Origin of the sequence: Caproiciproducens sp. NJN-50 (assembly GCF_004103755.1) — a bacterium.
Classification (GTDB): Bacteria; Bacillota; Clostridia; order Oscillospirales; family Acutalibacteraceae; genus Caproicibacter.
In genome coordinates, this window is sequence record NZ_CP035283.1 from 198,829 (window position 1) to 215,984 (window position 17,156).

19 protein-coding genes, 1 tRNA gene and 2 pseudogenes are annotated in these 17,156 nt (G+C 57.6%); 8 read left to right on the forward strand and 14 right to left on the reverse strand.

The features are described 5' to 3' along the window. Nucleotides 1-187: 187 nt before the first annotated feature. Nucleotides 188-754 carry an HDIG domain-containing metalloprotein gene (locus EQM14_RS00910; protein WP_128741192.1) on the reverse strand — a complete coding sequence of 189 codons (567 nt, stop codon included), beginning with the start codon at nt 752-754 and terminating at the stop codon, nt 188-190. A gap of 400 nt (nt 755-1,154) precedes the next feature. Here EQM14_RS00910 and EQM14_RS16855 point away from each other — a divergent pair, with 400 nt between their 5' ends. Further along, nucleotides 1,155-2,117, forward strand: a complete 963-nt coding sequence (locus EQM14_RS16855) for a YbgC/FadM family acyl-CoA thioesterase (protein WP_326974940.1) — start codon at nt 1,155-1,157, stop codon at nt 2,115-2,117. Here EQM14_RS16855 and EQM14_RS00925 read toward each other — a convergent pair. Then, nucleotides 2,062-2,484, reverse strand: a complete 423-nt coding sequence (locus tag EQM14_RS00925; RefSeq protein WP_128741193.1) for a sigma-70 family RNA polymerase sigma factor — start codon at nt 2,482-2,484, stop codon at nt 2,062-2,064. The genes EQM14_RS16855 and EQM14_RS00925 overlap by 56 nt on opposite strands. Then, nucleotides 2,481-2,684 (reverse strand): hypothetical protein, encoded by a 204-nt coding sequence (locus EQM14_RS00930; protein ID WP_128741194.1) that lies wholly within the window; start codon nt 2,682-2,684, stop codon nt 2,481-2,483. The genes EQM14_RS00925 and EQM14_RS00930 overlap by 4 nt, the downstream gene beginning before the upstream one ends. Nucleotides 2,685-2,928: 244 nt before the next feature. Here EQM14_RS00930 and EQM14_RS00935 point away from each other — a divergent pair, with 244 nt between their 5' ends. The 3 genes from EQM14_RS00935 (at nt 2,929) to EQM14_RS00945 (ending at nt 4,136) form a co-directional block, all read left to right on the forward strand. Next, entirely contained in the window at nt 2,929-3,294 is a 366-nt protein-coding gene (locus EQM14_RS00935) for a helix-turn-helix domain-containing protein (RefSeq protein WP_128741195.1), read from the forward strand. Between the two features lie 2 nt (nt 3,295-3,296). After that, nucleotides 3,297-3,740, forward strand: coding sequence for an ImmA/IrrE family metallo-endopeptidase (locus tag EQM14_RS00940; RefSeq protein ID WP_128741196.1), 444 nt, complete (start codon nt 3,297-3,299; stop codon nt 3,738-3,740). Nucleotides 3,741-3,812: 72 nt separating this feature from the next. After that, a complete protein-coding gene (locus EQM14_RS00945) occupies nt 3,813-4,136 on the forward strand; it encodes a DUF5640 domain-containing protein (RefSeq protein WP_128741197.1) in 324 nt (107 codons plus the stop codon). A 70-nt stretch (nt 4,137-4,206) separates the two neighbouring features. Here the strand turns inward: EQM14_RS00945 and EQM14_RS00950 are convergent, their stop codons facing one another. Both EQM14_RS00950 and EQM14_RS00955 read right to left on the reverse strand, forming a co-directional pair. Then, entirely contained in the window at nt 4,207-4,656 is a 450-nt protein-coding gene (locus EQM14_RS00950; protein ID WP_128741198.1) for a nucleoside deaminase, read from the reverse strand. A gap of 5 nt (nt 4,657-4,661) precedes the next feature. Continuing rightward, nucleotides 4,662-5,684: a CPBP family intramembrane glutamic endopeptidase gene (locus EQM14_RS00955; protein ID WP_128741199.1), complete on the reverse strand. Its 1,023-nt coding sequence runs from the start codon at nt 5,682-5,684 to the stop codon at nt 4,662-4,664. A 211-nt stretch (nt 5,685-5,895) separates the two neighbouring features. Between EQM14_RS00955 and EQM14_RS16190 the strand changes: the two genes are divergently transcribed. Further along, on the forward strand, nt 5,896-6,066 hold the full coding sequence (locus tag EQM14_RS16190) for a hypothetical protein (protein WP_164918904.1): 171 nt from the start codon (nt 5,896-5,898) through the stop codon (nt 6,064-6,066). A gap of 133 nt (nt 6,067-6,199) precedes the next feature. Here EQM14_RS16190 and EQM14_RS00960 read toward each other — a convergent pair. From EQM14_RS00960 to EQM14_RS00970, 3 genes are all read right to left on the reverse strand, one after another. Then, nucleotides 6,200-6,276: transfer RNA gene (locus EQM14_RS00960), tRNA-Arg, on the reverse strand. Nucleotides 6,277-6,445: 169 nt separating this feature from the next. Further along, nucleotides 6,446-7,645 carry a peptidoglycan-binding protein gene (locus tag EQM14_RS00965; protein WP_128741200.1) on the reverse strand — a complete coding sequence of 400 codons (1,200 nt, stop codon included), beginning with the start codon at nt 7,643-7,645 and terminating at the stop codon, nt 6,446-6,448. 26 nt (nt 7,646-7,671) lie between these two features. After that, the gene (locus tag EQM14_RS00970; protein WP_243112573.1) at nt 7,672-8,919 is read right to left on the reverse strand and encodes an ATP-binding protein; all 1,248 of its coding nucleotides are present in this window, start codon (nt 8,917-8,919) and stop codon (nt 7,672-7,674) included. A gap of 187 nt (nt 8,920-9,106) precedes the next feature. On the opposite strand from EQM14_RS00970, the gene EQM14_RS00975 reads away from it, so the two are divergent. Together EQM14_RS00975 and EQM14_RS00980 are read left to right on the forward strand one after the other, a co-directional pair. Next, complete coding sequence (locus EQM14_RS00975; RefSeq protein ID WP_128741201.1) at nt 9,107-9,931, forward strand: hypothetical protein; 825 nt, start codon at nt 9,107-9,109, stop codon at nt 9,929-9,931. 273 nt (nt 9,932-10,204) lie between these two features. After that, entirely contained in the window at nt 10,205-11,974 is a 1,770-nt protein-coding gene (locus tag EQM14_RS00980) for a sigma-54-dependent transcriptional regulator (protein WP_164918905.1), read from the forward strand. A 643-nt stretch (nt 11,975-12,617) separates the two neighbouring features. On the opposite strand, the pseudogene EQM14_RS00990 reads toward EQM14_RS00980, so the two are convergent. Next, a pseudogene (locus tag EQM14_RS00990) lies at nt 12,618-13,133 on the reverse strand (manganese catalase family protein); the annotation flags it as partial. 20 nt (nt 13,134-13,153) lie between these two features. Then, on the reverse strand, nt 13,154-14,545 hold the full coding sequence (locus tag EQM14_RS00995) for a recombinase family protein (protein WP_164918906.1): 1,392 nt from the start codon (nt 14,543-14,545) through the stop codon (nt 13,154-13,156). Nucleotides 14,546-14,622: 77 nt separating this feature from the next. Here EQM14_RS00995 and EQM14_RS01000 point away from each other — a divergent pair, with 77 nt between their 5' ends. Further along, entirely contained in the window at nt 14,623-14,844 is a 222-nt protein-coding gene (locus EQM14_RS01000) for a hypothetical protein (protein WP_128741205.1), read from the forward strand. A gap of 27 nt (nt 14,845-14,871) precedes the next feature. Here the strand turns inward: EQM14_RS01000 and EQM14_RS01005 are convergent, their stop codons facing one another. From EQM14_RS01005 to EQM14_RS16555, 4 genes and pseudogenes are all read right to left on the reverse strand, one after another. Continuing rightward, entirely contained in the window at nt 14,872-15,357 is a 486-nt protein-coding gene (locus EQM14_RS01005; RefSeq protein ID WP_128741206.1) for an amidase domain-containing protein, read from the reverse strand. Nucleotides 15,358-15,437: 80 nt separating this feature from the next. Continuing rightward, a pseudogene (locus tag EQM14_RS01010) lies at nt 15,438-15,539 on the reverse strand (manganese catalase family protein); the annotation flags it as partial. After that, the gene (locus EQM14_RS01015) at nt 15,540-15,797 is read right to left on the reverse strand and encodes a spore coat protein CotJB (RefSeq protein WP_128741208.1); all 258 of its coding nucleotides are present in this window, start codon (nt 15,795-15,797) and stop codon (nt 15,540-15,542) included. Beyond that, nucleotides 15,794-17,014: a spore coat associated protein CotJA gene (locus tag EQM14_RS16555; RefSeq protein WP_243112574.1), complete on the reverse strand. Its 1,221-nt coding sequence runs from the start codon at nt 17,012-17,014 to the stop codon at nt 15,794-15,796. The genes EQM14_RS01015 and EQM14_RS16555 overlap by 4 nt, the downstream gene beginning before the upstream one ends. Between the last annotated feature and the right edge of the window lie 142 nt (nt 17,015-17,156).

Sequence of the window (17,156 nt, forward strand, 5' to 3'; positions counted from 1 at the left end):
ATGGGTGTTTTACTTTCAGTTTAGAGATGAGATTACAAAAGAAATCCAGAAGTTTTGAAAAAATGTTCTTAAGGAATTCACATCGAAGAAGGAGATTTGTATAGATTTTTGTCAGGATCATAACACCGGCTAAATTAATTGCGACGCCGATCGTGATACGGATGAAATCCTTGACTTTTTTCACGCTTCAGATTTCCATCGTCCCGACCAGACTCTTCATGGCGTCGATCGTCCGGGCCATCAGGTCGTCCAGGCTCCAGCCGAGCAGGTCCGCGCCCTGCTGGATGACGTCCCGGGAGCATCCCGCGGCGAAGGCCGGGGTCTTGAATTTTTTCTTTAACGATTTGAGCTGCATATCCGAGACGCTTTTGGAGGGGTGCATCAGGGCGACGGCGCCGATCAGCCCGGTCAGCTCGTCGGTGGCGAACAGGATTTTTTCCATGATATGCTCCGGTTTGACGTCGACCGTCAGGCCGTAGCCGTGGCTTGCGACGGCGTGGATCAGCTTTTCGTCGATTCCCCGTTCCCGCATGATTTCCTGCTCTTTGATGCAGTGCTGCTCCGGGTACTGCTCGAAATCAAGGTCGTGCAAAAGCCCGGCCACTTTCCAGAACTCCACGTTTTCAGGGTCGTACTCCTGCGCGAAATACCCCATGACGCCGGATACGACTTTCCCGTGGTGCAGGTGAAACGGGTCCTTATTGTATTCTTCCAGAAGCGTCTGCGCTTCTTCCAGATTCGGTATTTTTCCCATTTTTAACCTCCGATTTCCAATTTTCCGGCAATAATCCAATTATTTTACTCTCTATCCTATCCGGTCTTCCCCGATTTGTCAAGGGCAGACTGAGCCTGCGCGCACGCCCCGCCGTTTGGCACCATGCGAACCGCAGGTTTGGTCTGGCGGGAGAGTAGGAAGAGGCTCCCGGAATCGTTCTGCTCCGCAAAGCTGAAATCGTGGGCAGCGTGACGCTGCGTCTTCGGCCCGCCGGTCAGAACGGTAAAAATCCGTTTGTTTTGTTTGGGGCGGGACGGAGGCTGGCATCTCCCGACAACGAAAGCTGGAAACGCCGCAGGCGCGTCCTGGCAGGAGGACCTTGCCGACGAATATGGATTCTGCTATACTGAAGAAAAGAATCCGGAAAGCGGTGAAGAACATGTCAGAAAAGAAAAAGCCCCCGCAGGCGGCACCCGGCGGTGAGAAATCCTGTTTCGTTTACGACACGGAAATCGGCCCCCTTACGATTGCGTCCGACGGGGAGGCAATCACCATCGTGCATTTTGGGGCAGAACCGCGCGCGGCGCTCCGGCGCACGGAACTGACCGACCGCGCCGCCGCGGAGATCGCGGATTATCTGTCCGGAAAAAGGACCCGGTTCGATCTTCCGTTAAAGCCCGAAGGAACGGCTTTTCAGAAGCGAGTCTGGAACGCCTTATTGGACATCCCTTACGGGGAGACAAGGAGCTACCGCCAGATCGCGGAGCGGGCCGGCAGCCCGAAGGCTTTTCGCGCCGTGGGCATGGCAAACAATCAAAACCCGGTCGCCATCCTGATCCCCTGTCACCGCGTGATCGGGTCGGACGGCTCGCTGGTCGGGTATGCCGCGGGGCTTGAGATCAAAAAGCGTCTGCTGGCGCTGGAACAGACTCACGCGGAAGACCTTCCGGCCGCACCGGGAGGTCGGGGGGATGGCGGCCCGCTTCCCTATCGCCGCCGCGTGCAGTATTATGAAACGGACCAGATGGGGATCGTCCATCACTCCAACTATATCCGCTGGATGGAGGAAGCCCGCCTGGATTATCTGGAGCAGCTCGGCTGGGGATATCAAAAGCTGGAGAGCGGCGGCCTGACGATTCCCGTGACGGAGGTGTCCTGCTCCTATCGGAGTCCGGTGCGGTTCGGGGAAACGGTGCGGATCGACGTCCGGGTTTCCGCCTATCAGGGCGTCAGGCTGGCGCTGGAATACCGCATCACGGATCCGGAAACCGGAAAGTTTCGGGCCGCAGGCAGAAGCGGGCATTGTTTCTGCAACCGGGACGGCAGGCCGATCCGGCTGAAAAAGTTCAGCGAGGCGCTCGACCGCCTTCTTTCGAAGCTGTCCCGCGGGGAGGAGAAATGACGTCCGCGTTTTCTCCCGTGCGCCGGAATGAAACAGCGCCGGAATCCGGGCGGCTGCCGCAGCGCTCCCGGTTCAGTGACGGATAGCAATATTGCAGAATCGTTTGAAGGCGCCGGCGCGCCTTTTTCAGATGCCTGGACACCGTGGACGGCGACAGCCCCAGCTCCGCCGCGATTTCACTCACGTTTTTCCCTTCGCCGTAACACAGGCGGACGCACTGCATCTGCCGCGCGGTCAGCTCCCCCTGTGCCGCCAGCATCATGGTCCGCAGCATCCGCCTGTGCTGCCCCCCGTCGTCCAGGCCCTGCCTGTCCGGATTCAGCCTGTCCCCGAACAGATCGAGACTTAAATTGGATCCCCGCCTCATTCACGGTCTCCCCTTTCCAGCAGGTGTTCTCCCGTGTGGTGCAGTTCCAGATACATTTCTCCAAGCATGGAGGTCCGCCGGAGCAGCAGGACGGCGTCTTCCCCGGCAGCGTCTTTCAGCTGCTTCCGCAGGGGGCGCAGACGATCCTTGAGCCGCTGCGCCTCAAGCAGATATTCCCTTCCCCATTCGCAGTAATTCATAAAGCTCCTTTCTGTGCACGAAATGTGTAGCTGTTGGATCGTAAATTACGCCGATTGAAATATACCGGCGTTGTTGATTCCTATCATATCATGGGGGAATAGGGATTTCAATCATTTTTAGAACATTTGTTCTTAAATTCAAAGCAAAGGGCCATTCCTGGGACTCAGGCGTCCGGGTTATCCAAAAGCCCTTGAAATAACACGATATGTGTGCTATAATACGGAGCCAAAGGAGTGGTCCCAATTGCTGAATGAAAAGATCCGGCAGCTTCGGCGCGAGCGGGGCATGACCCAGAAAGAGCTGGCCCGGCGCCTCGGCGTTTCCCCGTCGGCCGTCGGCATGTACGAGCAGGGCCGGCGCGCGCCGGACAGCGCGCTTTTGCCGCGCCTTGCGTCGGTGTTGGAGTGCACTACCGACGAACTGCTGGGAACGGGATATTCCGGCGATGTTGGGGACGTCATCGACAGCTTTGCGCGCACGCTGGAACGACAGCCGGGGCTGATGTTCAACGGCGCGCCCATCAGCCGCAGCGACCGGGAGAAGCTCGCGAATGCCATCCGTGTCGCCGCCGCTCTGTCTTCGCCGGAAAAGCACGCCGCGGGGAGGTAAAAATGAACGGGATAGAAAAGCTGGCGCACCGCATCACCAAGCGGTTCGGGAGCAGTTCGCCTTTCTGCCTTTGCGACTGCATGGGCGTCCAGGTCCGCCGGCTGGACCTGCCGGAACGGGTGCGCGGGTTCTGTTTTCGCACGGAAGCCGGTCAGCCGATCATCGTTTTGCAGGAGACCCTTTCCAAGACGGAAAGCGGATATTGCTGCGCGCACGAGCTGGGGCATCTTCTTCTTCACCCCGGGTTGAACGCGCAGGTCGTCTCCGACCTGACAAATCTGTGCGCCCCGCGCTATGAGAGGGAAGCGGATCTTTTCGCGGCCTGTCTCCTGATTGATCCGAATTTTGAAGAGTGGAGCCAGACGTACAATCCGCTGACGCAGGAGCAGATTGCCAGGCTGTCCGGCCTTCCCCGCAGGGTGGTCGGCCTCCGTTTTGAAAAATAAACGGATTCGATGAAGTCTATGTTCAAGCGCGGGAAACGGATGATATCAGAGCGGGCGGGGAGGGAAGCTGCTATGAAAAAAATCCTACCGGTGCTCCTGGCGGCGTTTCTGCTGCTGTGCACCGGTTGCAAAACAGCGTCGAAACCGGAACCGGACAGGATCGCTGGCGTCTGGAAGGATTCTTACGGCCTGACGGAATACCGGTTTAACCAAAACGGAACCATGAAGATCGAAGCGCTGAATTTCGGATCCTTTAAAGGGACCTACAGCATTCAGGGCTCGCAGATCACGATGCAGTACAAGATCGTGGTAAAGAATGTCAAGGAAACCTATGATTATCGAATCGACGGGGACACCCTCTATTTGGACGATCAGGCGTTTAAGCGAAAAAAATAGGACCCAGCCTGACGACAAGGCCGCGCGGACGCAAAAGTGCTTTGCAGTCTGCAAAGCACTCCGAAGCCTTTTATTTTCTCAGTTCCCGGAAAAAATCGGTGAGTAAAGCGGAACATTCCGCCTCCAGCACTCCGCCGCGCAGTTCCGGCCTGTGATTGTACGGAAGTTCGAAAAGATTGACGACCGACCCGCAGGAGCCGGCCTTTGGGTCGTGTGCCCCGAACACGACGCGGCGCAGCCGCGCATTGACTGCGGCTCCCGCGCACATGGGGCACGGCTCCAGCGTGACGAACAGCTCGCACTGCCACAGCCGCCATCCGCCCAGCGCGCGGCAGGCCCCGCCGATCGCTTCCAGCTCCGCGTGGCAAAGGGCGTTTTTTCCGGCTTCCCGGCGGTTTCTTCCCGCCGCGACGATCACGCCTTCCCGCACGACAACGGCGCCGACCGGGACCTCCCCCTCGGCGCCCGCTTCCCGTGCCAGCCGGATGGCCTCGCTCATAAAATCCTCATCGCTCCGCATATACTTTACGTACCTGCAAGGACATATACCGAAGTGACCACGGCGTAGATCGTGACCATGATGACGCCCGGGTTGGAAAACATCGCGCCCAGCTTCTGGGAAAAGCGGAGCGGTGAAGCGGGGCCGCCGAAGCTGAAAAAGCGCTTGTCCCGGAACAGCAGATAAAGAAGGGAAAGCAGGCCGAGCGCAAGCAGGACAACTGCCCTTTTGTCTCCCACCGCCACGGCTTCCGCCTCGCCCCGGTACCGCTCGACCATCTGGATGGCAACCGCCGAGGCGTTGTTGACCGCGTGGACCAGGATGGCCGGAAGGAGGGAGTTGGTCCGGATCACGACGAATCCCAGAACAAGGCCGCACAGGAATGCGAAGACCGTCTGGGCCAGATTCCCGTGGTAGAGGCCGAACAGCGCCGCCGAAGCCACCACCGCGAATCCATCCCCGAAGCGGCGGAGCCCCTGCAGGATCATGCCGCGGAACATCATTTCCTCCACCATGGGAGGAATGACGACGACGCTCAGCACATAGAGGGCCAGCACGGCGGGATCGTCGTTCAGAGGCATGTCCGGAATCGTTCCGCTGAATCCCATGGCCTGTTCCAGGCTGACGATCATACTGGCCGGGAAATTGGCGAACATGCAGCCGGCGCTTCCCAGAAACACGCAGGCCAGGGTTTTGACCGCGCCCGCCCTTTCGAACGGGAGTCCCGCGGCGAGCGGAATCCTGCGCACGGCAAAATAGAACAGCACGGGGACGGAAATCCCCACCGCATAGCCCAAAGCGGAGATCAGGTAGTACAGTACGGGATTCAGCCCGCCGAAACTCGCGAAGGCGGGCTGATAGGGCTGCAGCATGCGAAAATAAAGGACGCCGCCGGTCGAAAGGACCGTGAGAAACACGGTCCCCAGAAACGCGGTCCAGCCGAGACGGTTGGCCTCCCTGCGGATCTGCCTCTTTTCTTCCTGCACGGCCAAATAATATCGCGGGTCCCCATAGAGCCCGAACGGGCCGTACGGCGCATCATATCTCATAGAAAATCTCCCAAGGTATTTGTATTAATCCGAAGAAAAAACATTTCCCCGGATCTGTATCTGGATCTTCATTATATCACAAAGCCCGGATAATATCATTATGGGCATGTGAACTTTCATTCTCCCTCATCGAAATTTCATCCTGAAATTTTTGCCAAGAGCCCATTCTGCGGTATAATGATAGTATCCGCCGATCAAGGGAGGAAATGCTTTGGATGTAGAGGAGATAAAAAAGCTGGACAAGCGTATCCTGGAAATACAGAATCCGTTTGGAAATGGCTTCCCCGCGCTGAGAAAGGTTTTCGAAGAGACTGCGGAGAAAAATCAGTGCCCCGTGGCAGACGTTGTCCGGCGCTACCTGATCTGGAAATGGAGAAAATGAGGGCGGATAATTGCCGGAGCGGCCGGCCGCATGGGCGGAGGCTCCGGTTTCAGAATGGAGACAGTGCGTACAGCGCGGTGAGGGCAGTTTAAATGCAGAAGGCCGCAACCCTCTGGGGTTGCGGCCTTCTGTTTGGCGTCCCCGAGGCGATTTGAACGCCTGGCCTTCCGCTTAGGAGGCGGACGCTCTATCCAGCTGAGCTACGGAGACAGAAAGAATTGCCAGTCTGCCTGTTTTCACCGAAACCGCAGACGCAAATCTCAATTATTATAAAACAGGCGGGCCGTTTTGTCAATGGCCGCCTGAGAAGTATCTTTCAAAATTAGTCCTGTGCGGAAAAAATCCCCGGCAAAACGCTGCCGGGGAAAATGTTTTGTTTCTAGCTGGTCCGTTTGACCGCGTCGGAGGAAAACATCTTTTTCAGCGTCGCCGGATCCGCAACTCCCGTGACCGTCATCCCGTTCAGGTACTGAAAATCCTTCACGGCCTGAGCGGTGGCCTCGGCGTAAAGCCCGGTGGGCTTGACGAACATATATCCCAGTTGCTCCAGGCGGTTCTGCATTTTCAGCACATCGTCGCTCTGCGTTCCGCTTTTCAGCGTCTGGTTCAGATTCAGATCCGTGCCGACCTGTGAAGCGGCAGAGGAGGACGGGGAAGACGAATCGGACGGTTCGGAAGACGAGACGCCCTGAAGCAGCTCCGGATGCACCGTCCCGGCCATAAAGCTGACCGCCTGGATCAGTTCCTCCCCCTGCAGGGTCATCATACCGGGATCCATCTCGTAGACCCGCTTCTCCTTGACCGCCGTCAGCTTGCCGTATTCCGCCGAAGCCTCCAGCTCCGCCTTGACGCCTTTCGCGCAGAAGATGTATTTCGGGTCGGCCGTCAGAAGGTCGGAAACCTTAAAGGTTCCGTCCTTTCCGCCGGAAGCGGAATTCGTCAGGCCGGCAGCCTCGACCAGATGCCCGGCGAGCATGTCGCCGGTGGCCGCGCTTCCCTTGGCGTCGTACAGATAGGCTGCGGTGACGGGAGTGTCGCTTTCGGGAATCGCGCGGGTAATGTCGTCGATGGTCTGGTAGATTCCGTCTGCGGTGTCCTTTCCCTGCTGATACCCTGTGCGCGCGCCCTTGAGGACGGAACCGACGTTGGAGTAAAGCCGTTCCAGGTCTTCCCGGCTTGTGGCGCCGCCCAGGGTCAGGACCGTCAGCCCCGCCTTTTCCATTGCCGACTTCTGTGATTCGGTCAGGGCATCCGCAAAGACGACGTCGGCCCCGAGGTCGTGGATTTTCTGCGCGTCGTCCGCCGTCACGACCGGCAGGACGGACAGGTCGCTCTGCGAGCAATCCGCGCTTCGTGCCTTCAGGCTGGCCTCGTATCCGACGGATAGAATCACGGAGGCAATGCTCGGCGAAAGAACCGCCGCCCCGGCGGGTTCCTTCTTGATGACCACGTCTCCGATTTTGGCGGGGTAGTCCTTGTCCCCGGCGCCGGAGGCAACATCGCTTGCGTGGCTGCAACCGGACAGGGAGGATATCGCAAGCATCGCGGTCAGGAATACGGCCAACAGTCTTTTTCCCATTTCTGACTCCTTTTCTTGTCTTAAGTTCACTCCGGCGCCCTGCCGCTGCGGATGCGCGCCTCAGCGGCGCGGATATACTGCTTCGCGCAGCGGGGCGAGCGCCCTCCGCGGCCGATCGCCCAGCGCTCGGCCCCCTCCTCAAGTTCTCTCATGTGGTTCCCAAGACCTCTGCGTTCCGCCAGAAGACGGACAATATCCAGGTATTCGTCCTTGCCGGGAAGGCTGAACCGGATGGAGAGGCCGAACCGGTCCGCCAGCGAAAGGCTCTCCTGAATGGTGTCCCCCCGGTGGATCTCGTCGCCCTCCCGGTCTGAAAATGTCTCCCGAAGCAGATGCCTGCGGTTCGAAGTCGCGTAGATCAGCGTGTTTTCCGGCCTTGCCGCAAGGCCCCCCTCCAGAACCGCTTTCAGAGAGGCGTAGGTTTCATCCTGCCGTGAAAACGACAGGTCGTCGATGAAGATGATGAACTTCATCGGCAGCTCCGCGATGCGGTCCGCCAGGACCGGAAAATCCGGCAGGGATTCCTTCGGCATTTCGATCATCCTCAGGCCTTTGGAATAATATGCGTTCAGGATCGCTTTGACGGTGGAAGACTTGCCCGTTCCCCGGTCGCCGTACAGCAGGCAGTTGTTCGCGGGGAGGCCCCGCAGGAACGCCAGTGTGTTGTCGATCGCCTCTCCGCGCTGCAGCTCGTAGCCCGTCAGCTCGGAAAGAGAGGTCGGGTCGGGGTGCAGCACGGGATGCAGCTCCCCGCCGCGCCAGATAAACGCCCGGAACCGCGCGTAAACGCCGCACCCGTTTTCACGGTGAAACCGGGCTGCCCGGTCCGCAAGCGGTCCGGAGCCGCCCCGAAGCGCGGCGGGCAGGTCTCCCGTTTCCCAGCGCGGCAGCCTCAGCGCGGGCAGATCGTCCGCGAAGCCGCACCCGGCGAGCAGCTGCTCCGGGGTGACGGACGCCGCCTGGAAAATGACGTCCAGGTCGCGCCCGGCCGCGGCATTCAGGACCTGAGGAATCTCCGCGCCGCGCGCCGCGGCCAGGGAAAATGCATTTTCGTCGCACAGGATTTCCTGCGCCAGGCAGCCGAGCAGGCCGCCGCTTCCGCCCTGCCCGCACAGGGCGGAAAAAAAGGCGCCCCACGCTTGTGCGAACGGTTCGCAGGAAAGGCCCGCCGCGTTCAGCAGGCGGCAGAGCGCGCGCGGCACCGGGCGTTCCAGAATTCCGCGGTATACGGAAAGGGAAGCCATGGAAAGCGCAAGGTTTCTGATCTGATTCATGGGGGCAACATCCTTTACCCGATCGGGACAGGCAGATTACAATCTGTAAAATCGGTTGATTTTTCATCTATTTTACGCTGTTTTGTCGCCGGCTGTCAAGTTCGCGGGGAGAAATCCTGGTTGCGGACAGCTCTCAAAGACATTATAATGGAAACAGATTCCATGGAAACCTGAAGAGAGGTATAAAATGAAACGAGTAAATCCCTTGTTTCCCGCGCTTCTTTTCCTCGCGGCCGCAGTTCTGTTCGGCGGCTGTTCGCATGGTCCGGACGCCGGCGTGCTCCTGCGCGAGGCGGAATCGAACGCGGACTCGATCCGGAGCTGTGACGCCGGCGTTGGTCAGGAACTGGTTTTTACGGCGGACGGCGCCCAGCACGCCGTTTCTTCTTCGAATCAAATCACTTATGCGGCGGAGCCGTTCGCGTTAAAATCGGTTCAGCAGACCCGGAACGACGGCGCGGACAGCACCGGCGAAACCTACACGGTGACCGAAGACGGGAAGCTCTGGTTTTACTGCAGGCCGAACGGCACGTGGCAGAAGACCGGCGCGGGGAATCTCGACACCTCCCCCGCCGCCCAGGTGGACATTCTCCGGATGCTGAACAGCGCCGAGGATCAGAAATACGTGCGGGAAACGACGATGGATTCCCGAAAGGTACATAAAATCGAGCTGAGGCTCAGCGGCGAAATCCTGCGCCCGGCGGTGGAAACGATCGCGGCCGTCACGGGGATGTCGGACGGCTCCGGGACGGTGGTCCAGACCCTTCTCAACAGCGCTCCGGATCTGTACGGGTACTGTTATATTGACGCCGGCACAGGGCAGCTTGTGAAAATCGAGGCCGACCTGACCGACGCGGCCAACCAGATTTTTCAGAAAATCGACGGAAGCAGCGTTTCCGTTCATGTAGTAAAATGCGAACTGTCGGGAAATATTTCCGACATTGGCTCCGCATCCTCCGTCGTGCTTCCGGACGGCGCGAAGAACGCCGCATCCGTTCAGGCCTATGGCTGACGATTTCCCTCTATGTGTGAATTCCCTTTCCTTTGTCCAAAAGCCTCCCGGCGCTGAATGAAAGCGCCGGGAGGTCTTTGTGTGGGAGAATATAGGTACGCAGCTGATAATTTCAGCGTAATAATGATAAAAAATAGAACCGCGGAGGGATGCCGATCAGCATGGAATTCCTGCCTGTTTCACATTGTAACGATCAGGTTGAACGGCCCCGGACCATGTGCTATAATATGGCATATTGAAACAGCTTTTATGCCGATTAAGGATGTTGATGCTATGTCAAGAATTAAAATGACCGTTATTGCACCCTATGAGGGACTCAAAGGGTTGGTCCTCACACTGTCAGGCCAATATCCTCAGTTTGATATTCAGGTCGTGGTCGCAAATCTTTGGCAGGGCGTTCAGGCCGCGGAAGCCCTCCATGTCAGCGGCGCCGATATCATCCTTTCCCGCGGAGGCACGGCGGAACTGATTGAACGGCATGTATCCGTCCCCGTTATCAGCATCGATATTTCCGGATATGATTACATCCGAATGATCACCTTGGCGAGCGGCTTTTCCGGGAAATCCGCCATGGTCGGTTTCCGCAGTATTACCGAAGGGGCACAATCCATCAAAAAGCTGATGGATAATCCGATCGATATTTTCACCATTGCTGATTCGGAGGAATTGTCGGCCCTGCTGGACCGGTTAAAGAGGGAAAATTACCAGGTTATCCTCGGGGACGTGGTCACCTCGGAGGAAGCGCACAAAATGGGGTTCACCTCGGTTTTGCTTACCTCCGGGGAGGAGAGTGTGAGAAAAGCCTTTTCGGAGGCGGAGCGGGTTTATCGGTACCTTCAAAAGGTCAGGTTGGATAATATCCTTGAAAAGCAAGTCCTGGCAAACGTTCCGATGTATTATGCGGTACTGGACCGGGACGGCGGCGCCCTGTTCCAAAAGCTGCCCGCCGATCAGTCGGATGCCATCCTGAAAAGACTGGCCGACGAAGCGGGGAACGTATTTCAGAACGAATCGAAACGTCAATCGCTTTTTCAGCTGGACGATAAGGTCTGGTCCATATCTGAAAATCAAATCCGCGATGGAAATGGAAGAACGTATGCGGCGTTTTATTTGTCCCTGTGCCCCGTTGAAATGAAAACGGTTCCGGGCCTGGCGATTTCGTCCCCGAAGACGCCCTCTGATTTTTCGATCTCCACTTTTGGCAGAAACAGCAACTACCTGAAAGGCACCTATGAAAAAGTGAAGGAATACACCGGACTTCACGTGCCGGTCCTGATTGTCGGAGAAATCGGAACGGGCAAGGATGCGCTGGCGGAGCTGATCCGCTTTGTCGGAGCGGAGGCTTCCCCGTTCCTCACATTGGATGGTGAAACCGCGAACTCCGCCAGCCTGATGAATTTTCAAAAAATTCTGAGGACAAACGATTCTGCGGCGGTCTATCTGCGGCAGCCCTGTCTGCTTAGCCTGGATAACCAGCGGCTTCTCCTCTCGATCCTCAGTGACCCTGGCTTTTTTGAAAGACATCTGGTTGTTTCGTCGTTTTGTGAACTGCCGGAATCGCTGGTCTCCTCGGACAGGCTGCTGGAGGCGCTGGGCAGGTTGCTCGGCAAATACCGCATTCGTCTTCCCAGCCTGCGGGAACGCCCCGGGGATATGAGAGATCTTGTCAGCAACTATATGAATGAAGCTAATTTTCAATTCGGAAAGCAGGTTGTGGCAATCGAAGACGAGGCGCTTCGATTGCTTGTAAAATTCAATTGGACCACAAATCTGGAACAGCTTCGCCGGGTAACGGATCAGTTGGTCCTTCTGGCGGATGAACCGACAATCCGGTCTGGCGTGGTTGCCCGCGTGCTCGGGGAGGAAAGCGATTTGAATCAGCCCCGCGAAGATATTCCGATTGCGGGCAAATCGCTGGATGATCTCGTGGACGAAATCATCCAGCGCGTGATCCGAGAGGAAAAGGGGAATATGGCAAGGGTCTCCTCCCGGCTCGGAATCAGCCGTTCCACGGTTTGGAGGCATATGAAAAAACAGAAATAAAAGTCTTTCGATCCGGCCGACAGCCGGCTGAAGGGCCGCGGCGGCAATCGTGAACGTTACGGGTGCGGGCGGCGCGGCCGGGATATGATTTTCCGGACATACCGAAATCTTCGCGCATTACACAACACCCTTTCCTGCGGGATGCTGATGGCAGAGCGCAGATTCGGGCATTTTCGTTTCTTGCAAGGTCCCCGATATGTTCAAATTCGTATCTTCCAAGGGAATATTAGCAAGTTTTGTCAAATAGCCATATTATGTACTGAATCCAAGAAAGGGGGAGACGAATCGATGTGTTGCTGGAACTGTGGCCGCTGGGGATCCTGCGGCCGCTGGGGCTGCTGCAGCCGTTGGGGGTGTGGCTGGCGCAACCGTGGCCGTTGGTGCAGGCGTAATTGGTTCTGACCTTTAAAAGATACGGGGGACGGCCTGCAAGGGCCGTCCCGAATGCTGGCAAGGATTTTTGCCCTGACAGGGACTGCACTTTCCCGTGAACGTCTCGGCACGCTGACCGCGCATTCGGATCGTCCGCAGACGGGCTGAGGACGGAAAGTTTCGCGTGGCTCCCAGTACTTTTTGTGAAAAAAGGCCGGGCGCGAAGAAAAGTCGCGCCGGCCTTTTTCGGCAGCCGCTTTGGACCGAATTCCTATTTGTCGAATTGAGGATTGAACGCGTAGAAATTCTTGGAGTCCAGGCTGTCGGTTACAATTCGCAGACCTTCGCCGAAACGCTGATAGTGAACGACCTCGCGCTCGCGCAGGAAGCGGATCGCGTCGCGCACGTCGGGATCGTCGTTGCAGTAGCGAAGAATATTGTCGTAGGTCAGACGGGCTTTCTGCTCCGCCGCCAGGTCCTCGTTGAGATCGGCGATCGAGTCGCCGGTGGAATCAAAGGTCGCCGCGCTGAATGGCACACCGGAGGCGTCCACCGGATAGATGCCGGTGGTGTGGTCGATGAAATAAGCATCAAACCCCGCTTTTTTGATCTGCTCCGGGGTTTGGTTGCGCGTCAGCTGGTAGACAATGGTTCCGACCATTTCAAGATGCGCCAGCTCTTCGGTGCCGACATCGGTAAGAATCGCTTTCAGTTCCGGGTTCGGCATGGAGTAGCGCTGGCTCAGATACCGCAGGGATGCCCCCATTTCTCCATGCGGCCCGCCGAATGGCTCCGTGTGATGTGTTTTTACCGGTAATAAAGACTGATGCGGTTCCGACCGCGGTCAAATACGATCTTTCGGATCAGGGAGCGCAGCAAGGCGTTTTTCTGTTCCGGCGTGAAATCATTTCCGCGCAGCAGAAGGATCAAATCCCGCCTTTGGCTCCGCTGCTCCGGCGCCGCGTCCGCCGGCCGGTTCAGCCGGGATTCCAGATTTCGGCAGGCGAGTTCGGTCTCCCTGTATTCCTTCGTGTACCCGGCAAGCGGTTCCACGCCGTTCAGATATGCTTCCCGCAGCCTGGAAAGGCGCCCGCGCTCTCTGTCGAGCCGGTGCTTTATCAGCACGCGCTCTTCCCCCTCATCCGAGGAAAAGGCTGAAATCCGCAGCGAGGTCACCTGCAGGTCGTTTGCAAGCATTGCCGTGACCATGGCTTCCAGCTTTCGCATGGAGATGCTGTGTGAGACCCTGCACGACCCGTGGGAATATCCACAGCACTGCATGCTGCCGGAGGAGGACGGAACCAGCAGCGAACCGCAGCTGGAACAGTGCACAAGCCCCCGCAGCATGCACGCGGGGGCGCTCCTGCGAAGGGCCGTCCCGGGCCGGAAGCGGCTCTGGGCCGCGCTCCAGAGTTCCGCCGGCACAATTGCCTCGTGGGAATCCCCTGTAAGAAGGGTTTCGGCTCCGGAGGAGCCGCGTCCCAGCGTCCCCTCCGGGTTCCACCTCAGCGCGCCGCGGTAAACGGGATTTTTCAGGATGTAGCGCACGGCCCTCGCTTCCCAGCGCCCTCCGCGCCGGGTCCGGATGCCCGCTGCGTTGAGTTTTTCCGCAATTTCGAGCGGCGGGGTCCCGCGAAGAAAATCGGCGTAGATCAGCCGGACCGCGGCGGCCTCGTCCGGCACCGTCACAAAGCGTTTCTCCTTCATCCGGTATCCGAACGGCGGGGCGGTGACCGGCTCTCCGCGCGAAATTTTTTCCCTCATGCCGCGGCGGACCTCCTCGGCAAGGTTGACGCTGTAATATTCGTCCATTGCCTCGATCATCGCCTCCACCAGAATGGAGGTCTTGTCGTCGCCGAGCGGTTCGCTGACCGACACGACGTCGATTCCCAGGCGGCGCAGCAGTGTCTTATAGAGGACGCTGTCCGCCCGGCTGCGGGCGAACCGGCTGAATTTCCAGAGCAGAACGCAGTCAAACGGCCGGGGGCGGCGTTTCGCCTCGGCGATCATGCGCTGGAACTCCGTTCGCTTTGCCGCGCCCCGGCCGCTCACGCCGTCCTCTTCCCGGAAAATATACTTCTCCGGAAGCAGATAACCGTTCTTCCGGGCGTAGTCCCGGATGCATTCGAGCTGGCTGTCCGGGCTGTACTCCATCTGATCGCTGGTCGAAACGCGGATATAGGCGGCGGCGGTTTTCATGAAAATCATCCTTCCGGCGGGAAAATCAGGGATAGGACGAACCCTGTGCCCCATACCATGGAAGCGGGGGTGGGCGCATGGGAAAGAAGCCGTTCCGGTTTACGGGCGAGAGCTATTCGGCGGATGGTTCCGGAACATATCATTTGAGGCGGGAAACAATGTTTGAGTCCGCCAGCGATTCGGAAGGAGATGAGTTCCGGGAAGTGTCCTCCCGTGAGGTCATGTCCCGGGAGGAGCAGCTCCGTCAGGACACAGAACGTCTCGGGAGAGCGGAGAGAGAATTTGCCGGGCACCCCTGAACGGGAGAAGCGGCCCGGACGCCAGTCTCATGCCCGGGCACCGGCAATGTGCAGGTAACGGATCCGGGAGAAGAAGTAGCCGTCCAGCGGTTTCAGGTAAACGTCGTAGGTATGTGCGGCGACGTAGATAGCGCCGTTTTCGACCGCGACCACAACGGGCGTATGATAAAAATGGTCGCCGCTGCCCAGCTGCACCAGGTCGCCGGGCTGAATGCCCGAGGCGTCGGTTTCCACGGCAAAGGGGCCGGTTCCGGTGTTGTTCCCGATGAGGAATTGGTACAGGAACCCGACTCCGCTCCAGGAAGCCGTGCGGTCGCCCGGGCTGTTGTAGTACCAGCCCACGTCTTTTGTATAGTTCATAACGCCGCATCCGGCGAAGACGCACTGGGAGGCGAAATTGGTGCAGTCTCCGCCCATCCCGTCGAAGCTGTAAAAGCGCGGGTTCCGGCTCAGGGCCCATTGTTTTGCGTAAGCGGCAACCTTCTCGCGGTCGTAGGAAATTTTTTTCAGCAACTGAATCCCTCCGATTCTTCGGCAACGCTTTTTTCAATCCTATGCCGCATCAAACGGAAAGTTTCCTGTCATACCCGGAGACCATGCGGCCCTCCATATTGCGATATGATCAGTTTTGCAAGCGCCGGGTTCGGAGTTGTAATTTTTACGGGGTACTGCAGTCTTTTCTCATAAATCCACATTTATTTTTCCTCCTCGTTTAGTTCCCAGGGCCACGGTTCCGCAATCCAGGCCCAACGGTTGGTGTTCTGGGTGGTTTCGTTGATCGGCCCGTAGGCCGCCTCGTATTTCGCCACAAGATCATCCGTGATTTTCCGGTATTCCTCCATCTTCGCGGCCGCGGTGCAGTCGCCCGGATGGGTATCGAGGTAGATGTGAAGTTCCCACATCGCAAACTGATTTGCGTTGATTTTGCGCATCAGATCTTGGCGTTCGTTCATTTTTTCATCCCTCCGCCCAAAAATGGTTTATTCAATTCGGGAAAAATTGTTCCGTAATCCAACCCCCGCTCAGCGGGATAGGTCGTATCGAACTGCTGGAATGGAACATATGCCATCGCGTATGGGGTTTCGTCCGGGAAACGCGTCCGGTTCTTCGTGCATCCCTGACCGCTGACAAAATTATTTGCTTTCATGGTCTGTGCCGGGGACACCATGCTGTTCATTTGATTCTGCATGCCGCTGTCCTTGGAGGTGGCCGGGGACACCATGCTGTTCATTTGATTCTGCATGCCGCTGTCCTTGGAGGCGGCCGGGGACACCATGCTGTTCATTTGATTCTGCGTGCCGCTGTCCTTGGAGGTGGCCGGAGACACCATGCTGTTCATTTGATTCTGCGTACCGCTGTCCTTAGAGGTGGCCGGGGATACCATGCTGTTCATTTGATTCTGCATGCCGCTGTCCTTGGAGGTGGCCGGGGACACCATGCTGTTCATTTTGTTCTGCATGCCGCTGTTCGAAGAGGTGGCCGGGGACACCATGCTGTTCATTTTGTTCTGCATACCGCTGTTCGAAGAGGTGGCCGGGGATACCATGCTGTTCATTTGATTCTGCATGCCGCTGTTTGTGGAGGTAGCCGGGGACACCACGCTGTTCATTTTGTTCTGCATGCCGCTGTTCGAAGAGGTGGCCGGGGATACCATGCTGTTCATTTGATTCTGCATGCCGCTGTTTGTGGAGGTGGCCGGGGACACCATGCTGTTCATTTTGTTCTGCATGCCGCTGTTTGTGGAGGTGGCCGGGGACACCATGCTGTTCATTTGATTCTGCATGCCGCTGTTTGTGGAGGTGGCCGGGGACACCATGCTGTTCATTTGATTCTGCATGCCGCTGTTCGAAGAGGTGGCCGTGGACACCATGCTGTTCATTTTGTCCTGCATGCCGCTGTTTGTGGAGGTGGCCGGGGACACCGCCCTGTCCGATTTGGGGTTCCACCCGCTTGAGTATTCGGAGACAACTCCGCTGTTGCTGCCGGTAACTGCCGGGGACACGGCTCCGCCCGATTTGGGATTCCGGCCGCTCGAGTATTCGGAAACCACCCCGCCGTTGCTGCCATACGTTTTTACGGTGTTGGCTTTCCCCGCCGCTTCCGGTGCGTTCTGGGCACTGTTATTATATTCTGACATCACATTATTTGAAGCTTTTCCATGGTCTAGCATAATGTTTCTCCTTTCGCGAAACTGGATGTTTCTTATCACATATTATGCAAAAGACAAAAGACGGTGAAGCGTAGAGAAATAAAACTGTCACAGGCTGGCGTTTTTTGCCAAATTTGAAAAATACAGTTAAAATCGGCCTTAA

Coding starts and splice junctions, on each gene's coding strand:
- EQM14_RS00910 (WP_128741192.1), bottom strand. CDS start 754: ATGGGAAAAATACCGAATCTGGAAGAAGCGCAGACGCTTCTGGAAGAA.
- EQM14_RS16855 (WP_326974940.1), top strand. CDS start 1,155: ATGTCAGAAAAGAAAAAGCCCCCGCAGGCGGCACCCGGCGGTGAGAAA.
- EQM14_RS00925 (WP_128741193.1), bottom strand. CDS start 2,484: ATGAGGCGGGGATCCAATTTAAGTCTCGATCTGTTCGGGGACAGGCTG.
- EQM14_RS00930 (WP_128741194.1), bottom strand. CDS start 2,684: ATGAATTACTGCGAATGGGGAAGGGAATATCTGCTTGAGGCGCAGCGG.
- EQM14_RS00940 (WP_128741196.1), top strand. CDS start 3,297: ATGAACGGGATAGAAAAGCTGGCGCACCGCATCACCAAGCGGTTCGGG.
- EQM14_RS00945 (WP_128741197.1), top strand. CDS start 3,813: ATGAAAAAAATCCTACCGGTGCTCCTGGCGGCGTTTCTGCTGCTGTGC.
- EQM14_RS00950 (WP_128741198.1), bottom strand. CDS start 4,656: ATGCGGAGCGATGAGGATTTTATGAGCGAGGCCATCCGGCTGGCACGG.
- EQM14_RS00955 (WP_128741199.1), bottom strand. CDS start 5,684: ATGAGATATGATGCGCCGTACGGCCCGTTCGGGCTCTATGGGGACCCG.
- EQM14_RS00965 (WP_128741200.1), bottom strand. CDS start 7,645: ATGGGAAAAAGACTGTTGGCCGTATTCCTGACCGCGATGCTTGCGATA.
- EQM14_RS00970 (WP_243112573.1), bottom strand. CDS start 8,919: ATGAATCAGATCAGAAACCTTGCGCTTTCCATGGCTTCCCTTTCCGTA.
- EQM14_RS00975 (WP_128741201.1), top strand. CDS start 9,107: ATGAAACGAGTAAATCCCTTGTTTCCCGCGCTTCTTTTCCTCGCGGCC.
- EQM14_RS00980 (WP_164918905.1), top strand. CDS start 10,205: ATGTCAAGAATTAAAATGACCGTTATTGCACCCTATGAGGGACTCAAA.
- EQM14_RS00995 (WP_164918906.1), bottom strand. CDS start 14,545: ATGAAAACCGCCGCCGCCTATATCCGCGTTTCGACCAGCGATCAGATG.
- EQM14_RS01000 (WP_128741205.1), top strand. CDS start 14,623: ATGGGAAAGAAGCCGTTCCGGTTTACGGGCGAGAGCTATTCGGCGGAT.
- EQM14_RS01015 (WP_128741208.1), bottom strand. CDS start 15,797: ATGAACGAACGCCAAGATCTGATGCGCAAAATCAACGCAAATCAGTTT.
- EQM14_RS16555 (WP_243112574.1), bottom strand. CDS start 17,014: ATGCTAGACCATGGAAAAGCTTCAAATAATGTGATGTCAGAATATAAT.